23 protein-coding genes and 1 tRNA gene are annotated in these 24,626 nt (G+C 67.0%); 8 read left to right on the forward strand and 16 right to left on the reverse strand.

The genetic code is table 11. From position 1 onward, the window contains the following. Nucleotides 1-15: 15 nt before the first annotated feature. The 8 genes from MSM1_RS04845 to MSM1_RS04880 form a co-directional block, all read right to left on the reverse strand. On the reverse strand, nucleotides 16-237 hold the full coding sequence (locus MSM1_RS04845; protein ID WP_213440444.1) for a hypothetical protein: 222 nt from the start codon (nucleotides 235-237) through the stop codon (nucleotides 16-18). A gap of 238 nt (nucleotides 238-475) precedes the next feature. After that, a complete protein-coding gene (locus MSM1_RS04850; RefSeq protein ID WP_213440445.1) occupies nucleotides 476-760 on the reverse strand; it encodes a WXG100 family type VII secretion target in 285 nt (94 codons plus the stop codon). A 41-nt stretch (nucleotides 761-801) separates the two neighbouring features. Further along, the gene (locus tag MSM1_RS04855) at nucleotides 802-1,098 is read right to left on the reverse strand and encodes a WXG100 family type VII secretion target (protein ID WP_213440446.1); all 297 of its coding nucleotides are present in this window, start codon (nucleotides 1,096-1,098) and stop codon (nucleotides 802-804) included. 100 nt (nucleotides 1,099-1,198) lie between these two features. After that, nucleotides 1,199-2,473, reverse strand: coding sequence for a PPE family protein (locus tag MSM1_RS04860; RefSeq protein WP_213440447.1), 1,275 nt, complete (start codon nucleotides 2,471-2,473; stop codon nucleotides 1,199-1,201). Between the two features lie 13 nt (nucleotides 2,474-2,486). Continuing rightward, nucleotides 2,487-2,783, reverse strand: coding sequence for a PE family protein (locus MSM1_RS04865; protein WP_213440448.1), 297 nt, complete (start codon nucleotides 2,781-2,783; stop codon nucleotides 2,487-2,489). 865 nt (nucleotides 2,784-3,648) lie between these two features. Then, nucleotides 3,649-4,983: a PPE domain-containing protein gene (locus MSM1_RS04870; protein WP_213440449.1), complete on the reverse strand. Its 1,335-nt coding sequence runs from the start codon at nucleotides 4,981-4,983 to the stop codon at nucleotides 3,649-3,651. Nucleotides 4,984-5,542: 559 nt separating this feature from the next. Then, nucleotides 5,543-6,106 carry a sigma-70 family RNA polymerase sigma factor gene (locus MSM1_RS04875; protein ID WP_307857283.1) on the reverse strand — a complete coding sequence of 188 codons (564 nt, stop codon included), beginning with the start codon at nucleotides 6,104-6,106 and terminating at the stop codon, nucleotides 5,543-5,545. Between the two features lie 183 nt (nucleotides 6,107-6,289). After that, nucleotides 6,290-6,556 carry a zf-HC2 domain-containing protein gene (locus MSM1_RS04880; RefSeq protein ID WP_213440450.1) on the reverse strand — a complete coding sequence of 89 codons (267 nt, stop codon included), beginning with the start codon at nucleotides 6,554-6,556 and terminating at the stop codon, nucleotides 6,290-6,292. A gap of 484 nt (nucleotides 6,557-7,040) precedes the next feature. Here MSM1_RS04880 and MSM1_RS04885 point away from each other — a divergent pair, with 484 nt between their 5' ends. From MSM1_RS04885 to MSM1_RS04905, 5 genes are all read left to right on the forward strand, one after another. Then, on the forward strand, nucleotides 7,041-7,316 hold the full coding sequence (locus tag MSM1_RS04885; protein WP_213440451.1) for a zf-HC2 domain-containing protein: 276 nt from the start codon (nucleotides 7,041-7,043) through the stop codon (nucleotides 7,314-7,316). Between the two features lie 191 nt (nucleotides 7,317-7,507). After that, nucleotides 7,508-8,071 (forward strand): sigma-70 family RNA polymerase sigma factor, encoded by a 564-nt coding sequence (locus MSM1_RS04890; RefSeq protein ID WP_213440452.1) that lies wholly within the window; start codon nucleotides 7,508-7,510, stop codon nucleotides 8,069-8,071. 1,390 nt (nucleotides 8,072-9,461) lie between these two features. Further along, the gene (locus MSM1_RS04895; protein ID WP_213440453.1) at nucleotides 9,462-10,736 is read left to right on the forward strand and encodes a hypothetical protein; all 1,275 of its coding nucleotides are present in this window, start codon (nucleotides 9,462-9,464) and stop codon (nucleotides 10,734-10,736) included. A gap of 26 nt (nucleotides 10,737-10,762) precedes the next feature. Continuing rightward, entirely contained in the window at nucleotides 10,763-11,449 is a 687-nt protein-coding gene (locus tag MSM1_RS04900; protein ID WP_213440454.1) for a glycosyltransferase family 2 protein, read from the forward strand. Next, nucleotides 11,446-11,787: a DUF2304 domain-containing protein gene (locus MSM1_RS04905; RefSeq protein WP_213440455.1), complete on the forward strand. Its 342-nt coding sequence runs from the start codon at nucleotides 11,446-11,448 to the stop codon at nucleotides 11,785-11,787. The genes MSM1_RS04900 and MSM1_RS04905 overlap by 4 nt, the downstream gene beginning before the upstream one ends. Nucleotides 11,788-11,850: 63 nt before the next feature. Here MSM1_RS04905 and fdxA read toward each other — a convergent pair whose 3' ends face one another. Further along, complete coding sequence (gene fdxA, locus MSM1_RS04910) at nucleotides 11,851-12,186, reverse strand: ferredoxin (RefSeq protein WP_213440456.1); 336 nt, start codon at nucleotides 12,184-12,186, stop codon at nucleotides 11,851-11,853. Nucleotides 12,187-12,290: 104 nt separating this feature from the next. Next, nucleotides 12,291-13,649: an FAD-dependent oxidoreductase gene (locus MSM1_RS04915; RefSeq protein WP_213440457.1), complete on the reverse strand. Its 1,359-nt coding sequence runs from the start codon at nucleotides 13,647-13,649 to the stop codon at nucleotides 12,291-12,293. Between the two features lie 336 nt (nucleotides 13,650-13,985). On the opposite strand from MSM1_RS04915, the gene MSM1_RS04920 reads away from it, so the two are divergent. Continuing rightward, nucleotides 13,986-14,945 (forward strand): LysR family transcriptional regulator, encoded by a 960-nt coding sequence (locus tag MSM1_RS04920; protein WP_213440458.1) that lies wholly within the window; start codon nucleotides 13,986-13,988, stop codon nucleotides 14,943-14,945. Between the two features lie 62 nt (nucleotides 14,946-15,007). Here the strand turns inward: MSM1_RS04920 and MSM1_RS04925 are convergent, their stop codons facing one another. The 4 genes from MSM1_RS04925 to MSM1_RS04940 form a co-directional block, all read right to left on the reverse strand. Further along, on the reverse strand, nucleotides 15,008-15,724 hold the full coding sequence (locus MSM1_RS04925) for a sirohydrochlorin chelatase (protein ID WP_213440459.1): 717 nt from the start codon (nucleotides 15,722-15,724) through the stop codon (nucleotides 15,008-15,010). Then, a complete protein-coding gene (locus MSM1_RS04930; RefSeq protein ID WP_213440460.1) occupies nucleotides 15,721-16,464 on the reverse strand; it encodes a phosphoadenylyl-sulfate reductase in 744 nt (247 codons plus the stop codon). Before MSM1_RS04930 ends, MSM1_RS04925 begins: the two co-directional genes overlap by 4 nt. After that, entirely contained in the window at nucleotides 16,461-18,128 is a 1,668-nt protein-coding gene (locus MSM1_RS04935) for a nitrite/sulfite reductase (protein ID WP_213440461.1), read from the reverse strand. Before MSM1_RS04935 ends, MSM1_RS04930 begins: the two co-directional genes overlap by 4 nt. A gap of 317 nt (nucleotides 18,129-18,445) precedes the next feature. Then, nucleotides 18,446-19,441, reverse strand: a complete 996-nt coding sequence (locus tag MSM1_RS04940; RefSeq protein ID WP_213440462.1) for an NAD-dependent epimerase/dehydratase family protein — start codon at nucleotides 19,439-19,441, stop codon at nucleotides 18,446-18,448. A 65-nt stretch (nucleotides 19,442-19,506) separates the two neighbouring features. Between MSM1_RS04940 and MSM1_RS04945 the strand changes: the two genes are divergently transcribed. Beyond that, entirely contained in the window at nucleotides 19,507-21,345 is a 1,839-nt protein-coding gene (locus MSM1_RS04945) for a hypothetical protein (RefSeq protein WP_213440463.1), read from the forward strand. A 122-nt stretch (nucleotides 21,346-21,467) separates the two neighbouring features. Here the strand turns inward: MSM1_RS04945 and MSM1_RS04950 are convergent. After that, nucleotides 21,468-21,540: transfer RNA gene (locus tag MSM1_RS04950), tRNA-Thr, on the reverse strand. 63 nt (nucleotides 21,541-21,603) lie between these two features. Beyond that, nucleotides 21,604-22,812: a DNA polymerase III subunit delta' gene (locus MSM1_RS04955; protein ID WP_213440464.1), complete on the reverse strand. Its 1,209-nt coding sequence runs from the start codon at nucleotides 22,810-22,812 to the stop codon at nucleotides 21,604-21,606. Nucleotides 22,813-22,936: 124 nt separating this feature from the next. Between MSM1_RS04955 and MSM1_RS04960 the strand changes: the two genes are divergently transcribed. Further along, nucleotides 22,937-24,523 carry an adenylate/guanylate cyclase domain-containing protein gene (locus tag MSM1_RS04960; RefSeq protein ID WP_213440465.1) on the forward strand — a complete coding sequence of 529 codons (1,587 nt, stop codon included), beginning with the start codon at nucleotides 22,937-22,939 and terminating at the stop codon, nucleotides 24,521-24,523. Nucleotides 24,524-24,626: the final 103 nt, after the last annotated feature.

The raw sequence follows: 24,626 nt of genomic DNA on the forward strand, positions 1-24,626 counted from the left end.
GCGGTGTTGTGACGGTTAAAGGGTGAAGGTTTGCATGGGCCAGGGCGAGGCCGGCACGACGCTGCGTTCCACCCGGTGCACCACCGACTGCCAGGCGCTGGGTGAGTAGTGGGTGGTGGTTTCCTCAAAGCCATCCACACGTGACACCGTCACCACACCGGTGGCCGGGTTCAGGTCGAAGACATCGCCTTTGGATTCCTGGATTTCTGACCCATCAAGCAGCCGGATCACATACATGGGGGTGTTCCTTCTTTCTTGCTTACTGGCTTTTTGGCTTTTGCTTTTTGGCTTTCTGGTTTTTGTTGTGTTCGTGGTGCCGCGGTTGGGTGCTGGTGGTGCTCACCCGCGGTGGGGCCCCGGTTTTCGCCCCCGGTGATGGTGAGGCGCCCGCCGCGGCGATTGTGGTGGTGTGGCGCTGTGGTGGCGCGCTCGCCGCGGCGGGGCCGTCTGGGGGCTATTCGGGTGCCCGCCGGGGTTAGGCCCAGCTGGCGCCCACCGCGCTGTCGGTGCTGGCCATGTTGGCGCTGGCGGCTTGCACCTTGGCGCCGTGGGCGTTGGCCTGGTCATAGATCACCTGAAAGTTGCGGCCCAACTGGGTGATGAACTCCTGGCAGCCCGCCGAGCCCGCGCCGCCCCAAAAATCCCCGGCGGCCAGCACATCGCGGATGATGGCCTGATGCTCGGCCTCCATGGCGGCGGCCTGGGCGCGAATCAGCGCCCCGTGGGCGTCCACATCGCCGAACTGGTAGTTGATCGTCATGGGTGTTCTCCTAACGTGTTAGTGGGTTACTCGGTGGGCTACTAGCTGCTCAGCAGGCGCTGGGAGGCCAGCTCTTGGGTCTCGTAGTTGTTGGCGTCGCGGATCAACCCGTCACGCACCCCGTGCAGCATGGTGACGATGTTGTTAAACGCCTGGTTCATCTGCCCCATGGTGTCGTAGGAGGCCACCTCGGCGGCCCCGCTCCAGCCCGCCCCGGCGATGCTTTGGGTGGAGGCCCACATCTTGGCGGCCTCCCCCTGAACGGTTTGCGCGTGGCCCTCAAAGCGGGCCGCCATCGCGCGCATCTGGTCGGGGTCGGTCATAAAACGCATCGGCATTTTCTTATCTCCTTATCGTGTTGAGAAATCGATTCGACAGTTTCGACAGTTTCGACAGTGACGACGTGTGGATTGGCTCGAACTGGATGACCCCCTTCCCTCATCCGGCCGCCGGCGGGTGCGGAACCACCGACAGCTGGAACCCGTAGCGAGGCGCCGGACCCCCGGCCACCCCCCGCCCAAGCCCCCCCACCAGCGGCACCCCGCCGAGCATGTCGGCCGGCCCACCCGCGGCCTGCGGCACCCCCGAGGGGAGGGCCTCCGGCAACGCCGTGGCCGGTCTTACCTCCGCCGGGATCGCCGCGGCCCAACTGCGCGGCACCGACAACGCCCCGATCGAACCGGCCCGGCCCAACCCGGCCGCCACCGGCAGCCCACCGGCCACCCCGCCCAGCCCGGTGATCGGGGGCATGTTGTTGACGATGCTGGGCAGCGCCGCAGCCGCCTTGGCGGCCGAAGCCGCTGGCTTAAACAGACTCTCACCCTGGCTAAGCTCCCACCCCAGGTCGTTGATGACGTTGTGCTCATCGCCGATCAGGGTGCTGCCCATCGCCGCCGGGCTGGAAAAGCCCAACTGATTCATCAGCGAATTAGAGCCAAACAGCGAACCCAGCAGCGAAGAGGACGCGGCCGTCTTAGACGCGGTGGAGGCCGCCGTGGAGGCCGTGGTGGCGGCGCTAGTTGCCGCGGCCGAGGCCGTGGTGGCCGCCAGCGGCGCGGCCGAGGCCGTGGTGGCCAGCGGGGTGCTCATCGCGCCCAGCGTGGCCGGGGCCGCCGACAGCGTCTGGATCCCCGAGGCCCCGGCGGCCTGGCCGGCCGCGGCCGCCGGGGCGGCCAGCGCGGCCCCGGTGGTGGTCTGCGGGGCCGGGCTAAAGGTGGGCAACGCCGACGTCGCGGCCAGCGCGGCCCCCTGATAGGCATACATCGTGGCCGCGTCCTGGGCCCACATCTCCAAATACTGGGCCTCGGTGGCCATGATCGCCGGGGTGTTTTGCCCCAAGAAATTCGTGGCGATCAACGCCATCAGCAACGCCCGATTGGCCGCGATCACCGGCGGGGGCACCGTGCCCAAAAACGCCGCCTCATAGGCCGCCACCGCCGCCTGCGCCTGCGCGGCGCTCTGCTCGGCCTGCGCGGCGGTGCTGCTCATCCAGCCCACATACGGGGCGGCCGCGGCCGCCATCGCCGCCGACGCCGAACCCTGCCAGGGCCCAGCGGTCAACCCCGAGACCACCGACCCATAACCGGCCGCCGCCGAATACAACTCACTGGCCAGCCCATCCCAGGCCGCCGCCGCCGCCATCAGCGGGCCCGCCCCGGGACCGGCATACATCAACCCGGAATTAATCTCTGGGGGCAACACCGCGAAATCCATCCCCAACACCCCCTCACAACGCCGCGGTGTTGGCGGCCTCGGTGGCCGCATACGAGCCCGCGCTGGCCCCCAAGGTGGCCACGAACAACTCATGCACCGCCGCGGCCTGCGCCGCCACCGCCTGATACATGCCCGCGTGCGCGACGAACTGGGCCGCCGTCAACACCGACACCTCATCGGCGGCCGCCGGCACCACCGCGCTCGTCGGGCCCGCCGCCGCGCCGTTCGCGGCGGCCACCGCCGACCCGATACCACCCAAATCACCGGCCGCCCCAAGCATCATCTCCGGCTCGGTAAACACAAAAGACATCGCAGTTCCTCTCCTTAATCATCCAGCGCCCATCTGCCAAATTCGGTTGCGCTATTCAAGTAGTCGCCCCCCACCACCAAAGAGTTCCCCACCCAAACACCACCACCCCCACACCCCGCAAACCACTCGACAAAAAGGCGTCAAATGCCCAGAGTTACAACAGGTTTCAAAGACCTACACAATCCAGCCATACATCCGAAATATTGTGCTAAGCCGGGCGAATTTATGAACAGATGGTATCGAAGGTGAACGTCAGAACAACACAAATTAAATGGCATGGCACACTATTTATCGCGGCGGACTCCTGGCCGCTCAAGAAAGAGTCTGCCGCGCTTTCACGCGTCGTGTCTGCGGTGTTCTGTCTCACGGCGGGTGTGGCGGACATCGGCCACCTCGGGCAGGCATTGCCATAACGCTTCGGCGGCGCGCAAATCCTTAGGAGCGCTTGGCCTATGGGCTCAGGGTAGCCTAGGTGCTTCGGATCGAGCGTTGCACGACCGTGAGCCGGGTGCTGAGATCGTGCGCGTCGCCCCTTAACCAGGGGCCGGGCACCCCAACAGTGTCCAGCGTGCGCCCGGCACCCGGCAACGTCAGGCCACATCGGGCGTGCAGGGATCGAAAATCTCAGTCGCGCACACGTGTCGGCTCTACGCAGGACGTAGCGTGTCAGCGAGCCAGTTCGTGCATGCCGAATCCGCTTGCTATCGCGGGTGCTAAGTCAGCGATAAGCCTAATTCCTCGGCATACCAACGTATAACAGGTTACGGCTACGGACGCCACTTCTGCACGATGCACTGTCTACGCCGTGACCTTCCGCGCAGGTGTGCGGCAGGACCGCAAGACGGCCGCGGCCCGATACCGAAACTCACGCGATCCCAAATACGAACGTTATCGGTGGTTCGAACGTTGCAGCGGTGCTGTGTAGCATCGGCGCCGCCGGTCTCACCGCCGGGACGGAGATCGCCCATACGCGCGGCACCGACAATGTGCCGACACGCGCGGCCTGACCCAGGCGCACCGACATATCCGCGCCGCTGCCACCAGCCGGCGCGGCCGTATCAGCGCCACCGGCTGCGGAATTCACTTCCGGCGCAAGAGCTGTGATTGCAGCCGCCAGCAACTTGATCGCCCCGACAACAGGGCTGCTGTTCACAGTAGACGTAGACCGGGTGTGAGGTGGCACGCCGAACTCTGCATCCAAGGCGTCCAGCCTGGACGCCAGCGACGACAGCTGCCGCCTTGGGGAAGACAGCGGGGACGCCAGGCTGCCCAGCGCCTCGGGCACGGCGGACATCAGCTCTGAGAGCACTGTGTGCGCACTTGTGCCCGCCTGGGCGGCGGTTTCGGCAGATGCGGTGCGCGCAGCAGGCTCCCCGGGCACGCGCGTGGCGTCGCTGCCCGACGGGGGCAAGGTAAACGGAGCCAGCGCCGACGCGGCGGCCGCGGCACCGGCATAGCCGTACATCGCCGCGGCATTCTGAGCCCACATCTCCCCGTAGTGGCCCTCGGTGGTCGCGATCGCCGGTGCGTGCTGGCCTAGAAAGTTCGACGCGGCAAGCAGCTTCAGCAGGCTGCGATTGGCCGCAATCACCGCCGGGGGCACCGTCATCGACAGCGCGCTCTCAAACGCGGCCGCCGCCGCTTTAGCCTGCGCCGCAGCCTGCTCCGCCTTGGCGGCAGTGGCGTGCACCCACCGCAGGTAGGGAGCGGCTGCCGCCGTCGCCAGCGCTGACCGGCCGCCCTTGAGTCCCGACACCACCGAATCGCAGCCGGCGGCAGCCCAATTCAACTCGCTGGCCAGCTCATCCCAGGCTGCGGCTGCGGCGAGCATCGGCCCTGAGCCGGGACCAGTGTGCATCCGTGTGGAATGAATCTCTGGCGGCACCGCCGCGAAATCGGCGACCAATCCCTGACCCTGGGTTTGCGGTATGGCGGCATCGGTGGCCTCGGAAGCTGCGTGCCACCCCGCACCGCTATCCAGGCTGGCCAGCAACATCTCCTGGAATACCTCCTGGAACCCCGTTTGGGCCCTGACCGCTTGGTACACCCCTGCGTGCGCGGTGAACTGCGCCGCCGTCAGCACCGAGACCTCGTCCGCGGCGGCAGGAGCCACCCCGGTGGCAGGGGCGGCCACGGCCGCATGATCGACGCGGCGGGCCTTCGCCGTCGGCATTTCCGGCTCAGTAACCACAAGAGACATCACGTATCCTCCCCAATTGCTGCTGAGCGGACACAGTGTCGGTCCGCGGGATTCGGTCGTGTCTAGTTAGTCGCACACGAGTGCCGAAGAGTTCCGCGCGTCAACGCTGGCCGGGCAATTCGGGGCAATACGGACGGTGTTCTGTTGCGTGGGGGGCCCGGATCGGTGGTCACAACCGCATCGTCACCGCCGGATTCGTTGGCAAGGGTCCGTCAGCATCTGTCAGCATTTGTCAGCGGAAGAGTCAGCGCGATGTCGTTGCGCCGTGCACGGCATGTCACGGCCGCACATCGACATCATCGGCTATCTCCGCATAGGTGCGGCCGTCAATCTCAGGGCGCCCCCGTGAGGAATGGCTGAGCGCAGGAAAGCCCAGTTGCCGGCGTGATAGCTATCAGCCGGCGCCTCCAAGGTCACGGTTATATGCGCTTGCCTCATACCACAGTGGTCGCGCGGTCGCAACGCAAAGTTCCGGATCGACCCTGTGGGCCTGCATCATCGGAGGGGGCGGCGGTTATTCGAATCCGGAGACGCGCGACCACCACCGGGCGCCCGAGGGTCAGCCGGTCTGCGCGCCACCGGTGCGCGCGGCGATCAGCTGCTCGCGGGCGGCGGCGACGCGGGTGCGGATGGTGCTTACCCGACACCCCATGACGCCGGCGGCCTGCGCGTAGGACATGCCGATCACCTGGGTGAGCACCAGCGCCTCGCGCTGCTCTGGGGTCAACGCACCCAGCAGCAGGTTCAACTCCACGAAATCGTCGTGCTCGGACGGCGTGTCTTCTGCGGCGCGGTCGGCCATCGCCGACCAGTCAACGCGTGCCGAGATGCGCGGGCGCGCCACGCGGCGATGGAGGTGATCGATGCCGACCTGGCGTGCGATCGCCAACAGCCAGGCGCGCGCGCTGGAGCGGCCGGTGAACCCGGGAAGTCTGCTCAGCGCCTGCAGATACGTTTCCTGAGCAAGGTCTTCGGCGCAGTCTGCGCCGGATACGTGCGCATGAAAGCGCCATAGATCGTCTTGCGTCGCGCGCACGAACGCCGCCAACGCTGTACGGTCGCCACGGCCGGCCGCTTGCGCCAGCCTGGCGGTATGGATATCTGTAACGTCTCGCGCCACCACATGAGCAGCGTATTCACAAGTCAGCCCGGAAAATTCGGAGGTTGGCAATGTTCACGATGTTGGCCGGTAATGTTCAGAAGACCAACACCATTGAGCGGGTTGATGAACAGCGGCTAAACATCCCTGCCGCTGAGCGGAAGCCGGCCGTCGCCGCGATGGCGGTAGGCGGTATGGACGCTGGGGCTAGGCACCCCCGCTGCGCTGGGACCGCTCTTCGTCATCGCCGCCGGCCGGCATCTCCTGGGCCGCGGCAAGCACCGCGTCGACCAAATCGGGTGTCTCAACCACGGGGCGCACCCGCAACGCGCGGGTCAGTCTCGCGGCCTCAGCCTCCCAGCGCCGACATGCCGGACACTTGCTCAGGTGTTCGTCAACCACAGCCGGGGCGACGGGCTCTGCCTCGCCATCGAGCCGAGCCGACAACGCCTCCCGGCACATCTCACAGTCCACCGCACACCCCAGTCCCTCTAGCGCAACACACGCATCTCCGGTCGGAGTCCCGCCCCCGCCGGAGATCGATCGGGGCATTCCCGGGCCAGATCTGCCAGAATCCGAACCGGCAACCACGACTTGGCGATCGGAGTAGCGCTTTTCGTCCCTGTTTTCCCTCTTGAAAGGCCAAACTTCCCGGTACTCGACCGGACACCTGACTCGACCCCCATTGTTCGCACAACGGGCCACCCTCCGCATCGTGGTCTGCAACGCGCATGCATGACGCCCACCACAATGATGGTAGACCGTTGCTAGCACATAACCACGAGCGGCGCAACCGATACTGAACGCGTGAGGTCCGGCCGGACGCCTAACCGACCGCCGGGCCGATGGTTGCTTTGACCCCGGGAATCCCCGTCGGCCACGCGTGGCCGAGCCATCGGCGGGTACCGACGCCGCGCGTCATCCCTGGCCGCAGACGACGGATCTGTAGCATGGTGGTGTGGATTGTAAAAGTTGCCGCGAGGCTCTTTCGGCCCGGCTCGACAATGAGGAGGAGTTCGCCTCGTCGGCCGCGGTCGATGATCATTTGAGCGAATGTCCGGCGTGTCGTCGCTGGCAGGCCGAAGCCATCGCGTTGACCCGGGCACTGCGAGTGCGCCCGGCGGTAAAGACACCCGATTTGGTGGCGGAGGTTCTTGGCGCCGTCCAGGCGATCCCCGCCCGCGGAACTGGAACTGGTGAGGAAAGCCAGGCTTGGCCCGGTAGCGGCGCTTAGACCGTAGGTGGATCCAGACCGGATGTGGATCCACCGGCACCATCTGGCATGCAACCCCGGTGATTGCAGCCCGGTGGTCGACATCACGCCTTGTTAACAGATCGAAAACAATCCCGACTACCACGTGAATACCACTGGTATTTCATGATTATTCGAGATCTCAGGACCTGATTCGGGTTTACGCTGCTGCTGTGAGCACCCGTGAGATCGCCGATTGCCAGACCACCGAGCTGGCGTTGGCAGCCGGACGTGGCGACCGGGACGCGCTGGCGGAATTCGTGCGCGCAACGCAGCATGACCTGTGGCGTTTCCTTGCGCATCTGTCCGGCGCCGATGCCGCCGAAGACCTCGCCCAGGAAACCTACCTGCGCGCGATCACCAGCCTGCCCAGGTTTGCCGGCCAATCCAGCGCGCGCACCTGGCTGCTGGCGATCGCACGCCGGGTCAGCATCGATCACACCCGCCGGGAAATGGCCCGTCCGCGCATCGCGGCGCGGGCCGACTGGGCCGCCGCCGCCGACCGGGCGGCAGCCCGCCGCTCCTGCGGCCATGAGGACATCGTCGAGTTGGGCCTGCTGCTGGACGGGTTGTGCCCGGAGCAGCGTGAGGCGCTGGTGCTCACCCAGGTGATCGGCATGTCCTACGCGCAGGCCGCCGACGTCATGGGATGCCAGGTGGGCACCATCCGCTCCCGCGTCGCCCGGGCCCGCGAGGAGCTGATCGAGGCCCGCAGCGCCGCCGCGGACGCGGGCTGACCCCCGCAGCGCCGCCGCGGACGCGGGCTGACCCCTTCGGCGCCCGCATTCGGTTGCGCGGCGGTGCCCGAAACCTCGGTAAGCACCGTTTCGACATTTCCGCTGATTTACACCGCCGAGTTACCCACAGATTTGCGCGCTGATTTAGCCACAGAGCGGTCCCGGGAACTTCGCCGGTGCATGGTGCGACCACTGAGGTATGACGTGCACGCACATCCCCGCCCAGGTGGCGATCGGCCTACCGCCACCTAGCTGGCTACTCAACCGGCGCATCCGCCGGTGCACCGCGACTCGCCCGTCGGCACCACACCCGGGCACGGCCGCGAACCCAGGGCCGGCGTGCGGCCACTGTGGCCGTCAATCGCGTCGATCGAGAGGCGGCCATGAGGACGGTCCGGGGGATGAATGGGGGGATCGGCCGGGCACATGCCCAGAGGGCCGGCGATGACCGGTGGGTAACAGGAAACGGGTGGCGGTACAAGCCGGCGGCAAAAGCCAGCCAGGAGCCAGCCAGGAGAGGAGAACGAAACGATGTTCACCGCACAATCGCCCTACGACCAACCGACGGGGCGTATCGACGTCCGCAGGCTGCAGGCCTGGTGGGCCGGTCAGCAGCGCGAGGTGCGCGTAACCACCAGGGCACGTTGGATCGACCGACCGGCCAGCCAAGTAACCAAGTAGTCGACCAATTGGTCGACGCCGTGAAGCGGCCACATGGAAACGCAACGAGTCGAAATGGATTAGCGAAGTAAGAAGTAATGATAGGTAAGCAATGATAGGTGTTGTAGTAGTTGTAGGTATTGGAGTTCTGTTGGGCGCCGAGATCGCCGTGTTACATTTCCTTCCCAATCACCCGACGGCAACTCGGGCGTCGGTGCGTGGTGGTGATGGCTATCACGGCGTTCCCCGCCGGCTGCGGCACCCATTTCGGGATAGATTGGCGCACAGCATCGTTGGACAAAAGCCGAAAATCCGTGACGCGGTCTTGGGTTCCCCTTAACTGGCGGTCGGGGTAGCCCGATCACGGTTTCGTACCGCGGCCCACGCGTCGTCCTGCGGTCACGGCCCTTGTTCGGCGCCTTCTCTTGCCCGCGACGCGCGCCTGGCGGCGCACGCCTAGTATTTTCATCCTGTGGCTAACCCTGAGGTCACCGCGGCACACCTGTTGGCACTCCACGCACCGGCCCGGCCCGCGTTAGCCGGCAACGGCATAGCGGCAACCACCCGGCGGGCGTGGCCCGTTCCCGCTCGGAAACGAAGCGCAGACGAATTGGTTTGCAACCGGCGAAACGTCGGTGGGTACCGCGGCTGCTTTCCCGCCGCTGGCTTCGGCTTGGGAGTTGTGTTGCGGCGTTTGATGTTTGGACGGCACGACTGAAGCGCAGTCGCGGTGGCTGAGGTTGGCGGTGATCACGGTTCCCCCGGATTAGGGCGAGCCGCCGCCGGGCCAATCGCGCGGGGCAGCGTCGCGCGGGTCGGCACGGCAACCGTACTGACCGCCATCTGCGGCTACGCGGTGATCTACCTGGGGGCCCGCGACCTCGCGCCCGCCGGCTTTTCGGTATTCGCGGTGTTCTGGGGCGCGTTCGGGCTGGTCACCGGCGCTGCTAACGGACTTCTTCAGGAAACCACCCGCGAGGTCCGCTCAACACGCGACGTGGACCGTGACGCCGCTTGCCACGGCACGCATCCGCTGCGGGTGGCCGCCATGGCCGGAGCCGCCGCCGCCGTGGTGATCGCCATCAGTTCGCCGTGGTGGAGCCCGCAGGTGTTCAGCGCCGAACGCGGGCTGTCGGTAGGGCTGCTCAGCGTTGGGTTGGCCGGATTTTGCCTGCACGCCACCCTGCTGGGCATGCTGGCCGGCGCCAGCCGCTGGGCGCACTACGGGGCGCTGATGGTGACCGACGCCGTCATCCGGGTGGCGGTCGCGGTGGCGACGTTCGTGATCGGATGGGGGCTGGCGGGATTCTTGTGGGCCACCGTCGCGGGCGCGACGGCGTGGCTGCTCATGTTAGTAGCCTCGCCCACGGCGCGGGCTGCGGCCCGGTTGCTGGCGCCCGGGGGCACCGTGACGTTCCTGCGCGGCGTGGCGCATTCGATCACCGCCTCCGGCGCCAGCGCGATTCTGGTGATGGGGTTCCCGGTGCTGCTCAAGGCGACCTCGAAAGAGCTGGGGGCCGCCGGCGGCGTGGTCATCCTGGCCGTCACGTTGACCCGCGCGCCGCTGCTGGTGCCGCTGACCGCAATGCAGGGCAACCTTATCGCGCATTTCGTCGACGAGCGCTCCGAACGGCTTCGGGCGCTCATCGCACCGGCGACGGTGGTGGGCGGGATCGGGGCGGTCGGCGTGGCGGCCGCCGGGCTTACCGGCCCCTGGTTGCTGCGTGCCGGATTCGGCGCCGAGTATCACGCCAGCGGGGCGCTGCTGGCGTGGTTGACGGCGGCGGCGGTCGCGATCGCCATGTTGACACTCACCGGTGCCGCTGTGGTCGCCGCCGCGCTGCACCGGGCGTATTCGCTGGGGTGGGTCGGCGCGACGGTAGCGTCGACGGCGTTGCTGTTGCTGCCGTTGCCGCTGGAGCCACGCACCGTGATCGCGCTGCTGTGCGGTCCGCCGGTGGGAATCGCCATCCATTTGGCCGCGCTGACGCGGCAACCCGGCTGATCCGCGGTGTACCTTGTGGGATCGACATGGGTTACCCCAACACCTGGATCGTCGTTCCGGCCTTTAACGAAGCCAGCGTCATCGGCGGCGTCATCGCCGAGCTGCGCTCCGTTTTCGATCACGTCGTCTGCGTAGACGACGGCAGCAGCGACGGCACCGGCGAGATCGCCCTGCGGGCCGGGGCGCACCTGGTGCGCCATCCGGTCAACTTGGGCCAGGGCGCCGCCATCCAGACCGGTGTGGAGTATGCCCGCCGCCAGCCCGGTGCCCAGGTTTTCGCCACCTTCGACGGTGACGGTCAGCACCGCGTCAAGGATGTGGTCGCCATGATCGACCGGCTTGCCATCGGCGATGTCGACATTGTCATCGGAACCCGGTTCGGCCCCGGTGTCAGCAGACCGCCATTGCTGAAACGGCTCGTGCTGCAAACCGCCGTGCGGTTGAGCCCGCGTGGCCGCCGGCTCGGGCTGACCGACACCAACAATGGGCTGCGGGTGTTCAACAAGACGGTGGCCGACGGGCTCGACATCACCATGAGCGGGATGAGCCACGCCACCGAATTTGTGATGCTGATCGCCGAAAACCGTTGGCGTGTCGCCGAAGAGCCGGTCGAGGTGCGCTACACCGAGTACTCGAAGTCCAAGGGACAGCCGCTGCTTAACGGCGTCAACATCATCTTCGACGGGTTCCTGCGAGGAAGGATGCCACGATGAACTGGATCCAGGTGCTGCTGATCGGGTCGATCATTACCCTGCTCATCTACCTGCTGCGTTCCCGCAAAAGCGCGCAGTCGCGGGCCTGGGTCAAGGTCGGCTATGTTGCCTTCGTGCTGGCCGGTGTGTACGCCGTGCTGCGGCCCAATGACACCACGGTCGTCGCGCACTGGGTCGGTGTGGCCCGAGGTACCGATCTGATGCTTTATGCGCTGATCATCGCGTTCAGTTTCACCACGCTAAGCACCTACCTGCGGTTCAAAGACTTGGAATTACGCTACGCGCGACTCGCCCGTGCGGTGGCGCTTGCGCAGGCACGCACACCCCAAGAGCACTAAAACACCCGCGCAGGTCGAAATGGTGTCGACGCCCACGGCGACGGCGCCGTCCAGATCACCACGTCACGGATTCGGGGGACTTTCTGCCTTGCGGGCCAGCTCTTTGACCGCAAGCGGGTCGTTGTCGGTCATCCCGATTTTCGACGCGCCACCGGGGGATCCGAGGTCTGCGAAGAAGTCCGCGTTGATCTGGCGGTACCCGCTCCAGCTATCGGGCAGATCCTCTTCGTAGTAGATCGCCTCGACCGGGCACACCGGCTCGCAGGCGCCGCAATCGACGCACTCGTCGGGATGGATGTAGAGCATCCGGGCGCCCTCATAGATACAGTCGACGGGGCATTCTTCGATGCACGCCTTGTCTTTAACGTCGACGCAGGGTTCGGCAATCACATATGTCATGAAACGGTCCTTCGTCCTTCCATATCGTTATCAAGCGTTATCAGCCGTTATCAAGCGTTATCAAGAGCGGCCCGTCATGCTCGCCTGGGTGCGCCCAAGCGGAATCAGCCGTGCGCGATCCGCAGCAGCCCGGCCAGGCTGGGCAACTTGACTCGGGGGCGCCCGTACGGCTCGCCGGCTTCGCGCTCAAAGCGGTCGATGGCCCGCCATTGCGCTGCGGTGACAAGCTTCGGCTGACACGACGACAACCACCGTTCCAGCTCGCCGGAATACCCGCTCCCGCGATCGACGAGGCTGGCTTTCGACAGATCCGCCAGCAGGGTGTCGACGGTGTCCTGGGAGTCTTTTTTGTTGGTGCCGATCACCCCGCTGGGCCCCCGTTTGATCCAGCCGACGACGTACTCGTTACGGCTTCCCACCACCCGTCCTCGGGCGCTGGGGATGGTGCCGCTTTTGTCATCGAACGCCACCCCAGGGATAGGCACGCCGCGGTAGCCGACCGAGCGCACCACCAACTGGACGGGTAGCTCCTCACGGTCCCCGGTATCCTTGGCCACCACCCGCCCGCCGGCATCGTTCACCAACTCGTTGCGCCCGAGAACGATCCGCTCGACCTTCCCATTACCCTTGATTTCTATCGGAGAGGTCAAGAACCGCAATACGATTCGGCGGTTGCCGGGTCTGGCGGCGCGTCCGGCATAGTCGCGCAGCACGTGGAGGTTCTGCTTCGCCGTCCTGCCGGCCGCGGCGGCGTCCTCATCGGTGATGCCCTGCAGCTGCGCTGGATCCACCACCACATCGACACCGTGAAGATCGCCAAGCTCACGCAACTCCAGCGTGGTAAACGCCGTCTGCAACGGTCCGCGCCGGCCGATGATCAGCACCTCCTCGATACCGCGCGCACGCAGCGGCTGCAGTGCGTGATCGGCGATGTCGGTGCGTGCCAGCACGTCGGGATCGGCCACCAGCATGCGGGCGACATCGAGTGCGACGTTGCCGTTGCCGATGACGACGGCGCGCCCCGTCGACAGGTCGGGGCTTAGCTGGGCATAGTGCGGGTGGGCGTTATACCAACCGACGCAATCGACAGCCGAGATGCTGCCCGGCAAATGTTCACCGGGAATGTTCAGCGAGCGGTCCGCTTGCGCCCCAACGGCATAGATCACCGCGTCATAGCGCTGGGAAAGATCGGTGGCTTGAATGTGCTCGCCTACCCGGATGTTTCCGAAGAAGCGGAAACGAGGATCTTCGGCGGTCCTTTCGAATTGCTTGCTGACTGATTTGATCTTGGGATGGTCAGGAGCGACGCCAGAACGCACCAATCCCCATGGCGTCGGAAGCATCTCGATCATGTCGACCGCCACCTCGATCTCATCGGAGGTGTCGGCGGCCGTTAACAGCGACGCCGCGGCGAAAAAGCCCGACGGGCCGGAGCCCACGATCGCGATGTGATATGGGCGCATCCTCACTTCCTCCTCATCGGCGCATACCCAGACGACGGCGCAGAGCCGGGGCAGCCTCGTCAATTGGGTCGATTGGGTCAATTGGGCGTGTCCTAGTTTTGATGGTTCCCTCATTAAGGCTCCGCCGGTAGCGCCCGTATTATTGTGGATACACAAGCAGCAGTTGTGACTGCGTCGCAGCAGTCCTCCTTGGCAATGACATTCGTAGAAGTAATAGCAGCATGATTGCCCGGCTTGCCGGCAAGCTGCCAGCGGCCCACCTATTGCGCCCGCTCGTCGTTATGATGGGGGTAAGTCTTGGGTAAGCACTCAACGCTTATTTGTGGGTGATCACGCATGATGCTCAGCTCTCGCATGCCCGAACTTGCCTCATTCGAAATGTTTCTGGCAATCGCGAGAACCGGCAGTCTCGGTGCCGCCGCCCGTGAACTGGGGTTGACGCAACAAGCGGTATCAGCGCGACTGGCATCGATGGAGGCCCAGGTCGGAGCCGTGCTGGCCGCCCGGAGCACCCGGGGCACGACACTCACGCCTGCAGGAGTCCTCGTCGCCGAGTGGTCGGCCCGTTTGATCGAAGTCGCCCATGAGGTCGATGCGGCCTTGGGCTCGCTGCGAGCCAAAAGTCGCCAGCGAATCAAGGTGGTAGCCAGCCAGACGATCGCCGAACAACTCATGCCGCAGTGGCTGGTGTCCTTGCAAGCCGCCGCGGCGCAGCGCGGCCAGACCATCCCCGAAGTGATTCTGACCGCCACCAACAGCGACAAGGCAATCGCTGCCGTCCGCGACGGCACAGCCGATCTCGGATTCGTTGAAAACCCAGGCCCTCCTGGGGGATTAGGTAGCTGCGTGGTGGGACACGACGAACTGGTGGTGGTCGTGCCGCCGAATCACAAGTGGGCCCGGCGCCCGCGAGTGGTCAGCGCCCTCGAACTCGCGCAAACGCCCCTTGTGACCCGTGAGCCCCGGTCCGGGATACGCGATACGTTCACCGCGGCCTTACGTCATGCGCTGGGCGAAGAAATGCAGCAAGCACCCCCCGTGCTCGAATTGTCATCCGCCGCGGCCATGCGCGCAGCGGTCCTCGCGGGCGCGGGACCGGCCGTCATGAGCCGGCTGGCGGTGGCCGACGACCTGGCGGCCGGCCGGTTGCGCGCCGTCGCTGTTCCCGAGTTGAACCTGCGGCGTCAGTTTCGGGCTGTCTGGGTGGGCGGGCGTACCCCGCCCGCCGGTGCCGTCCGAAACCTACTCAGCCAGCTGCGGCTCTGCGCGTCGCCGGCCCGCCATTCCCGCGCCTAGGGAGAATCACCCGCGGCGAGGGGCCTTGCTCCGGCGGCTGTGGCAGCGCCACTCAACGGGCCTTACGCCACGGCTTGGGTGGTCACCGCATGCTCGAAGCGGTCGAGCACGGTCTCGGCCACCAGGCGATGCGCCCCCAAGGGGGGCGCCATCGCGATGCCGGCGTCTCGCGCGTAGGCCCGTATCCGGTCGATCACCCGTCCGGGAGCCAAAAACCAGGGCGCGATCACCAGCCGACGGGCGCCCCGGCGACGCAACCATTCGCTGGCCTGCGCCAGCGACGGCTCCGGCCCGGTGGCAAAGGCCAGCGCGGCACCGGCCCAACGGGTGTCCGCGGCCAGCTTGGCCGCCACCGCCGCGCTCCGCGCGTTTGCCGCCGCATTCGATGACCCGATAGCGACCACCAGCACACCTAATGCGCTGTCGCGCTCGGAAACACCCAGCCCGCCCAGCCGCTCACGCAGCACCGCGACCAGCCGATCGTCCTCACCGAGCACGTCGGCTTGCCGCACGCCAGGCGCGCCGGCCCGCACGATCTGCCTGGGGATGTCGATGCGCGCGTGGTAGGCGCTGGCCAGCAGCAACGGCGACACCACCGTTTCGGGGCTAGCCGCCAGCCCGCTAAGCACGCTGTGCAGGCTGGGCAGGTTTTGCTCCAGAAACGCGACGCGCACCTCCAGGTCGGGACGCATCCGGGCCAGCCGGCCGGCCAGCGCGCGCGCGTTGGCGGCCGAGCGGAGATCCTTGCTGCCGTGCGCGGTCAGCACCAGGGTGCTCATGGGGCGTGCAGCCCGCATTCGATCTTCGACCGCCCCTGCCAGCGCCCGCTGCGCGGGTCGGCGCCCGCGGCGGGCTTGGCCGTGCAGGGGGCGCAGCCGACGGACGGGTAGCCCTCCTCGACCAGCGGGTTGACCAGTACCGTGTGGTCGGCTATGTAGCGGGCCATGTCCTGGTCGCTCCAGGCGGCCAGCGGGTTGACCTTGACCAGCTTGAACTTCTCGTCGAAGCTGATCAGCGGGGCGCCGGCGCGGGTGGGTGCCTCCACCCGGCGGATCCCGGTCACCCACGCCCCGAAGCCGCGCAGCGCCGCAGCCAGCGGCACGACTTTGCGCAGTCGGCAGCATTCATTGGGATCCCGGGCAAACAGATCCTTGCCCAGCAACGCGTCCTGCTCGGCCACGGTGTGCTCGGCGGTGATGTTGAGTAGCTGGATGTCATACACCGCCTCGACCGCATCGCGGGTGCCGAGGGTTTCCGCGAAATGGTAGCCGGTGTCTAAAAACAGCACCGGCACCCCCGGGCGCACCCGCGCCGCGACATCGACCAGCACGGCGTCTTGCATGTTGGAGGCCACCACCCAGCCGCACGATGCCCCGTTCGGCGACCCGGTTACGCCGCCGAAATGCTCATCGGTCCAGCGCAGCAGCTCGGTGGCGCCGGCGCCATCCAGCTCGGCCGCCCCGCGCGCGGCCAGCTCGCGCAGCTGCGTTTCGGTGAATGCCGTCACCGGATCGCTCACCGCAGTTGGGCTTCCTCGGCGCGCATCGCCCACTGCGCGAAGCGTTCACCTGGTTCGCGGTGGTGAAGAAAGTTGCGCACCACCCGCTCGATGTAGTCGCCAAGCTCGTGGCTGAACACCTTGTGCTGGCGCAGCTTACGGCCGAACCCGCTGTCCAGGCCCAGGCCCCCGCCCAGGTGCACCTGAAAGCCCTCCACCGAATTGCCGTGACCGTCATCGACCATTTGGCCCTTAAACCCGATGTCGGCGACCTGGATGCGGGCACACGAGTTCGGGCAGCCGTTGATGTGGACCGTGATCGGCACATCCAGCTGGCCGTTGAGGTCCGCCAGGCGCTGCTCCAGCTCGGGAACCAGCCCTTGGGCTCGCCCGCGGGTTTCGGCGAACGACAGTTTGCAATACTCGATACCGGTGCAGGCCATCAGGTTTTTGCGCCACGGCGACGGCCGCGACGGCAATCCCAGCGCGTCCAGGCCAGCAACCAGCTCATCTAGCGCGTCGTCGGGCACATCCAAGATCACCAGCTTCTGATACGGGGTGAACCGCGCCCGATCCGACCCGGCCCGCTGCATCAGCTCGGCCACCCGGGTCAAGATGGTGCCCGACACCCGCCCGGCAATGGGCGCGACCCCCACGGCGTTGAGACCGTTTTTCAGGCGCTGCACCCCCACGTGGTCGATCGGGTGCGTGACCGGCTCGGGGGCGGGGCCGTCGATGAGCCGGCGGCCGAGGTATTCGGTTTCCAGCACCTCCCGGAACTTTTCCACGCCCCAGTCTTTGATCAGGAATTTCAACCGGGCCTTGGAGCGCAGCCGCCGGTAACCATAGTCACGGAAGATCTTCGTCACCGCTTCCCAGACGTCGGGCACCTCCTCCAGCGGCACCCACACCCCGACCCGCTGGGCCAGCATCGGATTGGTGGACAAGCCGCCACCCACCCACAAGTCCATCCCCGGGCCGTGCTCGGGATGATTCACCCCGATGAACGCGACATCGTGGGTCTCATGGGATACGTCCTGCAGGCCCGATATCGCGGTCTTGTACTTGCGCGGCAGGTTGGCGTACTCGGGATTGCCGAGAAAGCGCCGCACAATTTCCTCGATCGCCGGTGTAGGGTCAAGCACCTCGTCAAGCGATTCCCCGGCCAGCGGGGAGCCGTGGATCCCGCGGGGGCAGTCACCGCAGGCCATCGTGGTCTGTAAGCCCACGGCTTCCAGCCGCCGCCAGATCTCGGGAACGTTCTCGATCTCGATCCAATGGAATTGCACATTCTCCCGATCACCGATATCGGCGGTGTCGCGGGCGAACTCGGTGGAGATCTGACCCAATGTGCGCAACGCTTCGCGGGACAACGGCTTGCCATCGGAGCGCACCCGCATCATGAAATACTTCGCTTCGATCGTGTCGATGTGCTCATCGCCGGTCCAGGTGCCGTCATAGCCCTGCTCACGCTGGGTGTAAAGCCCCGCCCAGCGGAATCGGCCACGCAGATCCGTCTTGTCGATGCTGTCGAATCCCTGCTTGGCGTAGACGTTGAGGATACGATCCCGCACGTTGAGCGGCGCGTCATCGCTTTTGAGTTGCTCGGTTTCATTGAGCGGCTCGCGCTCACCGAGCGCCCACTGGCCTTCACTGCGCGTCTTGACGGGACGCGGTGTGCTCATCTCACGGCCTCCTTAACATGAATCGCTGACCTGCGCCATGCGCGTCACCGGAAGTCAGCTCCCGGCAACAGCGAACCAGGCAAGTGCGTACCGGCATCAACATCGCGGGTGATCAGCCGGTGGTGCCGCAGGCAACGGCGCTTCAGTCGCTTCATTTAGCTCATTTAGCTCTAGCTCGGTTAGCTCAAGCTCGGTCAGCTCATGTGGCTCGATGGGTTATGCCTTCCATACTCTACTTCCCGCGAAGCCCCCGGTAGCTGGCCGAATGTTGTGGGATCACAATATGGCGTTGTGTGCGAGCGCCCACCGGCCGCTATTCACCCGCTCATCCCTTCCCACAGCGGACCGGCACGCTCACCCGTCGCCAAGTGGTTGTCCCGTTGATATCGAAAGTACTCCACCGTCCGCCGTATCCCCTCCGCAAGCTGAACCTGCGGGCGCCAACCCAAAACCCGTTCCGCCAGTGTGATATCCAAGCAGGAGTGCCGCAAATCACCCAGTCGTGGTGGATGGAACTCGGGCTCATCGGGCGCGCCCACCGCGGCAGCCACCGCTGAATGCAGTTTCCGGTCCGAGGTTGCCACGCCGGTGCCGATGTTGAAACGCTGCCCGTCCCCGACGGCGCCGGAAGCCCGGAGGAACGCCTCCACCACGTCGTCGACGTACACATAGTCGCGGGTGTTGCAGCCGTCGCCGAAGATCCTGGTGGGCCTTCCGGCTAGCAGCGCCTGGGCAAAAATCGCCACCACCCCGGCCTCCCCGTGCGGATCCTGGCGTGGGCCATACACGTTGGCCGGTGCGATATGCGAGCATTGCAGACCGTAAAGATGACGAAACGTGTTGAGGTAGATTTCGCCCGCGATCTTTCCCGCGGCATACGGCGATACCGGGTCTGTGGGTGCCTCCTCGCCGGTCGGGTACCTCGGTGCCCGGCCGTAGATCGATCCCCCCGATGAGGTGTGCACGATCTTGCGGACATTCGTCTGCCGCGCGGCTTCGGCGAGCCGGATCGTGCCGACGACATTGACCGAGGCGTCGAACTGCGGGTCGGCCACCGAGCGGCGCACGTCGATCTGCGCGGCCAGATGAAACACCACCTCGGGTCGGTGCTGGTCGAGGATCGCCCGCAGATCGGCGGTGACGATGTCCGCCTCAACGAAGGCAAACCGCGGGTGGTCGGCAAGATGAGTCAGGTTACCGGGGCGACCGGTCGCGAAGTTGTCCAGGCCCGCCACCCAATGACCGTCGGCCAGCAGACGGTCGACCAGCGTCGAGCCGATAAATCCGGCTGCCCCGGTCACCAGTGCGCGCACCAGCCCACCCTACCGGCGTTCCCCGCCGGCCCCGCCGCTGCGGCAGGCACCGGTAAGAAGGCTCTATGACCATCGCGACGAGCGCCCCGCGCGACGGCACCGCCTGCCCGGCCCCGGCGGCACGCGTGTCGTGGGTCGTTGTGGCCGCGGCGGCGCTGATCGCGGCGCAGGTGGCGATCCGTGCGGTGCTGGCCTTCGGTGGCTACTTCTACTGGGACGACCTGATCCTTATCGGTCGGGCGGGCACCCACGGGCTGCTCTCGGCGTCGTACCTGTTCGATGACCACGACGGCCACGTGATGCCGGGCGCTTACCTGCTGGCCGGGGTCATCACCCGCATAGCCCCCCTGGACTGGGCCGCACCGGCGATCAGCCTGGTGGTACTGGCACTGCTGGCCTCGCTCGCGCTGCTGCGGGCGTTGCATGTGATCTTGGGCTGGCGCCCGGCGATACTCGTGCCGTTGACCTTCGCGCTGTTTACCCCGCTGGGGGTTCCGGGGTTCGCGTGGTGGGCGGCGGCGCTGAACTCGCTGCCCATGCTGGCGGCGCTGTCCTGGGTGTGCGCCGACGCGATCCTGCTGGTGCGCACCGGCGATCGGCGCTACGCGGTGACCGGCGCGCTGGTCTATTGCGCTGGTCTGCTGTTTTTTGAGAAGGCCGCGGTGATCCCGTTCGTCGCGTTCACGGTGACCTGGCTGCTGGGCCATGTGCACGGGGACCGGGATGCCCTGAGAACCGCGTGGCGGTCCGGTGCGCGGTTATGGACGGCATCGCTGGCGCTGACCGCCGCGTGGGTGGGGGTGTACCTCATTGTCGTGGACCAGCGGCGGTGGAGCTCGGATCTGCCGATGACATGGAACCTGCTGCGCCGCTCGCTCACCCACGGGATCGTCCCCGGGCTGGCCGGTGGGCCGTGGGCCTGGGCCCGCTGGGCGCCGGCCTCGCCGTGGGCCACGCCGCCGCCCCTGGTGCGGGCGCTCGGCTGGCTGGTGCTGGGCGCCGCGGTGGCGGTCTCGCTGGTGCGTAAACAGCGCATCGGTGCGGTGTGGCTGGCAGGCGCGGGCTACGCGATCGCCTGCCAGGTGCCGATTTATCTGATGCGATCTTCCAAATTCACCGCGCTCGAGCTGGCGCAGACCCTACGCTATGTCCCCGATCTGGTGGTGGTGCTGGCGCTGCTGACGGCCGTCGGCTGCGGCGCACCCAACCGCCCGTCCGGCGGGCGGCTGAAGCGGTGGCTGGACACGCTGACGTCGCACCCCGTGGTGCCGACGGGTTTGGCGCTGGCGTTCGTGGCCAGCAGCCTGTATTCGACGGCAACGTTTCTGGCCTCCTGGCGCGACAACCCCGCTCAGCCCTATCTGCAGGACGCGCGGCGCAGTTTAGCCGCGATGCACGCGGCCTCGAGGGCGCCGCTGCTGGACCAGGAAGTCGACCCGCTGGTGCTGCAGCGGATCGCCTGGCCGGAAAACCTTGCCAGCCACATGTTCGCGCTACTTCGGGACCGCCCCGAATTTGCCTCGGCCACCTCTCACCTGCGGATGTTCGATCGTTCCGGCCGGCTCATCGACGCCAGGATCGCGCAAGTGCGAACCATCACACCGGGACCGATGCCGCGGTGCGGATATTTTGTCCAGCCCGATACGCCGGCGCGATTGGCCCTCGACGGGCCGCTGCTGCCCGCGGATTGGACCGCCGAGGTCAACTACCTGGCCAACAGCGAGGGTTCGATGACGCTGTCGCTGTCCGAGGGGCCCGCGGTGAAAGCTCTGGTGCACCCCGGACTCAACCGGGTTTATGTCCGGCTGCCGGGTGCGGGCAATGCGATCGACGTCCGCGCCAACACCGCCGCGCTGGCGCTCTGCCTCGCGTCCGGACCGGTGGGATTTGTAGCGCCGCGCTAAGCACCGCCCAACATCCGGTGTCATGGACCCGTCCCTGAAGGGACGGGCTTGCGGGGCTGTCCCGTGGTTGCGGGCTGCCGTGAATTTCTCGCGGCGCTCTCTCACCGGCGTGCACAAATCGGAGCCACCTAACGGAATCGAACCGTTGACCTGCTCATTACGAGTGAGCCGCTCTGCCGACTGAGCTAAGGTGGCGCGCCCGGGCGGCACTCGAGTCTACGGCAGACCGGGCAGCTTCCCCAAGCCGGCTAACCGCGGCTAACCGCGCAGCGCCTGGCCGAGCGTGGCGACCATGGCGTCGACCGCGAACTTGGGTTTGACGTTGGCGGCCAACGCTTCACGGCACTGCAGTACCGCTTCGATGCAGCGCAGCAGCCGCTCGGGGGAAGCGTGCGCGGCCAGCGCCGCCACCCGCTGGGTCATATCGGGGTGGTTGGGCCGCACCGGGCCGGCGTTCGCCGCCACCAGCAGGGCATCCCGGAAATAGGTCGCCAAGTCGATCAGCGCGCGGTCCAGCGCATCACGCGAGGCCCGGGTCAGGCGAGATTTCTGGCGCCGCTCCAAATCCCGGATCGCACCGGTGGCGCCGCGCAGCATCCCGGCGGTGCCCCTGCCGCTGCCTCCGGCCCCCAGCGCCGTGCGCAACTCCTCGGTTTCGGCCTCGGCCCGCTCCGCGGTCAGCGCCTGCGCTTCGGCCTCGGCGGCGGCCACCAGCCCTTCGGCCGCCGCGTAGGCCCGCGACGGTATCGTGGCCTCACCCACCAGGTCCAGGGCGCGCTCCCGTCGCGCCCGGGCCTGCGGGTCGGTGGCCAGCCGTCGTGCACGTCCCACGTGGCCCCCGCTGACCGACGCCGCCCAGTTCGCCGTGGCGGCGTCCATGCCGTCTTCCTCGACCAGCACCCGCGCGATCGCCGCTGCGGTCGGGGTCACCAGCGCAACATGGCGACACCGGGACCGCAGCGTGATCGCGATGTCGTCAGGGTCCACCGACGGCGCGCACAGCAGGAACACCGTCGACGGCGGCGGCTCCTCGACGACCTTGAGCAGGGTGTTCGCCGCGCCCTCGGTCAGCCGGTCGGCGTCCTCGATCAGGACGATCTGCCAGCGTCCGGTAGTTGGCCGTCGCGACGCGCTCTGCACGATGGCGCGCATCTCGTCCACGCCGATGGAGAGCCCCTCCGGGATCACCCGGCGAACATCGCCGTGCGTGCCCGCCATCGTCGTCGTGCACGCGTGACACCGGCCGCAGCCCGCTAGGCCGGGAGAAGTGCATTGCAGCGCGGCGGCGAAGCATAAGGCCGCGACCGATCGCCCCGAGCCGGGCGGGCCCGTGATCAGCCAAGCATGTGTCATAGCGCCGGTGACGGCCACGCTGTGAGCTGAATCACCGCGGGCTGACTGCGCGGCGGCGGCCAGCTCGGCTACAACTGGTTCCTGACCGACCAACCGCGAAAAGACCCCGGACATTACCGCCAACAGTAGCCTTCTGTGCCGACAAGACCGATACGAGACCGATGATGAGCAACGCGGCTACGCCGTTTGGGGCGCCGGTTCGTCCCGCTACCACCCGGTCGACCGATACGGTGGGCTGGTGGGCACCGTAACGGCACTTCCCGGACGGATCAGTGGATTCGTCCGGTGGTTGGTGCGTACACCGTGGCCGGTGTTCTCGCTGAGCATGATGCAGGCCGACATCATCGGCGCTTTGCTGGTGCTCGGGTTCCTGCGCTTCGGCCTGCCGCCGGAGGACCGGGTTGAGCTGCAAGACCTGCCCCACGCCAATCTGGCGATCTTCGCGCTGGTGGTGATCGCGCTGTGGGCCACGGGGTTTTCGATCAGCGTCCGGCTGCTGGTGCCGGTCTTCCGCTGGCAGCGGCGCGACGGCATGCTCGATGACGCCGACCCCGCCACAACCGAGCTGGCCCGTACCCGGGCGCTGCGGATGCCCTTCTACCGCACGCTGATCAGCCTGGGGTACTGGTTTGTCGGCGGTGTGGCGTTCATCATCGCCAGCTGGCCGGTCGCCAAGCACGCCGCGCCGGTGGTGGCGGTCGCGACCGCCCTAGCCGCCACCACTACCGCGATCATCGGCTACTTGCAGTCCGAGCGCGTGCTGCGTCCGGTGGCCGTCGCCGCCCTGCACGGCGGCGTCCCGGAGAATGTCAGGGCTCCCGGCGTCATTCTGCGGCAACTGCTGACCTGGGCGCTATCCACCGGTGTGCCGCTGCTGGCGATCGTGCTCGCCGTGGTGGCCGACAAAGCGTCGCTGCTGCGGGCGGCCCCGGAGAAGCTGTTCACCCCGATCTTGCTGATGGCGCTGGCGGCGTTGGTCATCGGGCTGATCAGCACCTTGCTGGCGGCCATGTCGATCGCCGACCCGCTGCGCCAGCTGCGCTGGGCGCTCGGCGAGGTGCAGCGCGGTAACTACAACGCGCACATGCAGATCTACGATGCCAGCGAATTGGGCCTGCTGCAGGCCGGCTTCAACGACATGGTGCGCGACCTGGCCGAGCGCCAGCGGCTGCGCGACCTGTTCGGTCGCTATGTCGGGGAAGACGTCGCGCGGCGGGCATTGGAGCGCGGCACCGAATTGGGCGGACGCGAGCGTGACGTCGCGGTGCTGTTCGTCGACCTGGTGGGCTCCACCCAGCTGGCCGCGACCCGGCCTCCAGCCGAGGTCGTCAATCTGCTCAACGAGTTCTTCCGGGTGGTGGTGGACACCGTCGGCCGGCACGGTGGTTTCGTCAACAAATTCCAGGGTGATGCCGCGCTGGCGATTTTCGGTGCGCCCATCGAACACCCCGACGCCTCCGGCGCGGCGCTGGCAGCCGCCCGTGAGCTGCACGACGCCCTGCTCCCGGTCATTGGCTCGGCGGACTTCGGCATCGGGGTGTCGGCCGGCCGGGCTATCGCCGGCCACATCGGTGCGCAGGCCCGCTTCGAGTACACCGTCATCGGTGACCCGGTCAACGAGGCCGCGCGGCTCACCGAGCTGGCCAAGCTCGAGGAAGGCCACGTGCTGGCCTCGGCCGTCGCCGTCAGCCGTGCGCTGGACTCCGAGGCGTTGTGCTGGAATGTCGGGGAAGTCGTCGAGTTACGCGGGCGAACCGTGCCCACCCAGCTGGCCCGGCCGGTGCGTCTTGCCGCCCCCGAAGAGCTCTCCAGCCAGGTCACCTAGCGGGATGACGAGGCTGGGGCTCGCTCACCGGTGAACGTGGGCAGTCTTCGCTCACCGGTGAACGTGGGCAGCCGACAGGGCGACACGGTGGGTCCTGGCCGGC

Source organism: Mycobacterium sp. SM1 (assembly GCF_018361265.1).
Lineage (GTDB): Bacteria > Actinomycetota > Actinomycetes > Mycobacteriales > Mycobacteriaceae > Mycobacterium.

What these genes read in the sequence shown, in the direction of transcription:
- MSM1_RS04845 (WP_213440444.1), bottom strand. Translation starts at nt 237, where the DNA reads ATGTATGTGATCCGGCTGCTTGATGGGTCAGAAATCCAGGAATCCAAA.
- MSM1_RS04850 (WP_213440445.1), bottom strand. Translation starts at nt 760, where the DNA reads ATGACGATCAACTACCAGTTCGGCGATGTGGACGCCCACGGGGCGCTG.
- MSM1_RS04855 (WP_213440446.1), bottom strand. Translation starts at nt 1,098, where the DNA reads ATGCCGATGCGTTTTATGACCGACCCCGACCAGATGCGCGCGATGGCG.
- MSM1_RS04860 (WP_213440447.1), bottom strand. Translation starts at nt 2,473, where the DNA reads ATGGATTTCGCGGTGTTGCCCCCAGAGATTAATTCCGGGTTGATGTAT.
- MSM1_RS04865 (WP_213440448.1), bottom strand. Translation starts at nt 2,783, where the DNA reads ATGTCTTTTGTGTTTACCGAGCCGGAGATGATGCTTGGGGCGGCCGGT.
- MSM1_RS04870 (WP_213440449.1), bottom strand. Translation starts at nt 4,983, where the DNA reads ATGTCTCTTGTGGTTACTGAGCCGGAAATGCCGACGGCGAAGGCCCGC.
- MSM1_RS04900 (WP_213440454.1), top strand. Translation starts at nt 10,763, where the DNA reads ATGGGTTACCCCAACACCTGGATCGTCGTTCCGGCCTTTAACGAAGCC.
- MSM1_RS04905 (WP_213440455.1), top strand. Translation starts at nt 11,446, where the DNA reads ATGAACTGGATCCAGGTGCTGCTGATCGGGTCGATCATTACCCTGCTC.
- fdxA (WP_213440456.1), bottom strand. Translation starts at nt 12,186, where the DNA reads ATGACATATGTGATTGCCGAACCCTGCGTCGACGTTAAAGACAAGGCG.
- MSM1_RS04915 (WP_213440457.1), bottom strand. Translation starts at nt 13,649, where the DNA reads ATGCGCCCATATCACATCGCGATCGTGGGCTCCGGCCCGTCGGGCTTT.
- MSM1_RS04920 (WP_213440458.1), top strand. Translation starts at nt 13,986, where the DNA reads ATGATGCTCAGCTCTCGCATGCCCGAACTTGCCTCATTCGAAATGTTT.
- MSM1_RS04925 (WP_213440459.1), bottom strand. Translation starts at nt 15,724, where the DNA reads ATGAGCACCCTGGTGCTGACCGCGCACGGCAGCAAGGATCTCCGCTCG.
- MSM1_RS04935 (WP_213440461.1), bottom strand. Translation starts at nt 18,128, where the DNA reads ATGAGCACACCGCGTCCCGTCAAGACGCGCAGTGAAGGCCAGTGGGCG.
- MSM1_RS04945 (WP_213440463.1), top strand. Translation starts at nt 19,507, where the DNA reads ATGACCATCGCGACGAGCGCCCCGCGCGACGGCACCGCCTGCCCGGCC.
- MSM1_RS04955 (WP_213440464.1), bottom strand. Translation starts at nt 22,812, where the DNA reads ATGTCCGGGGTCTTTTCGCGGTTGGTCGGTCAGGAACCAGTTGTAGCC.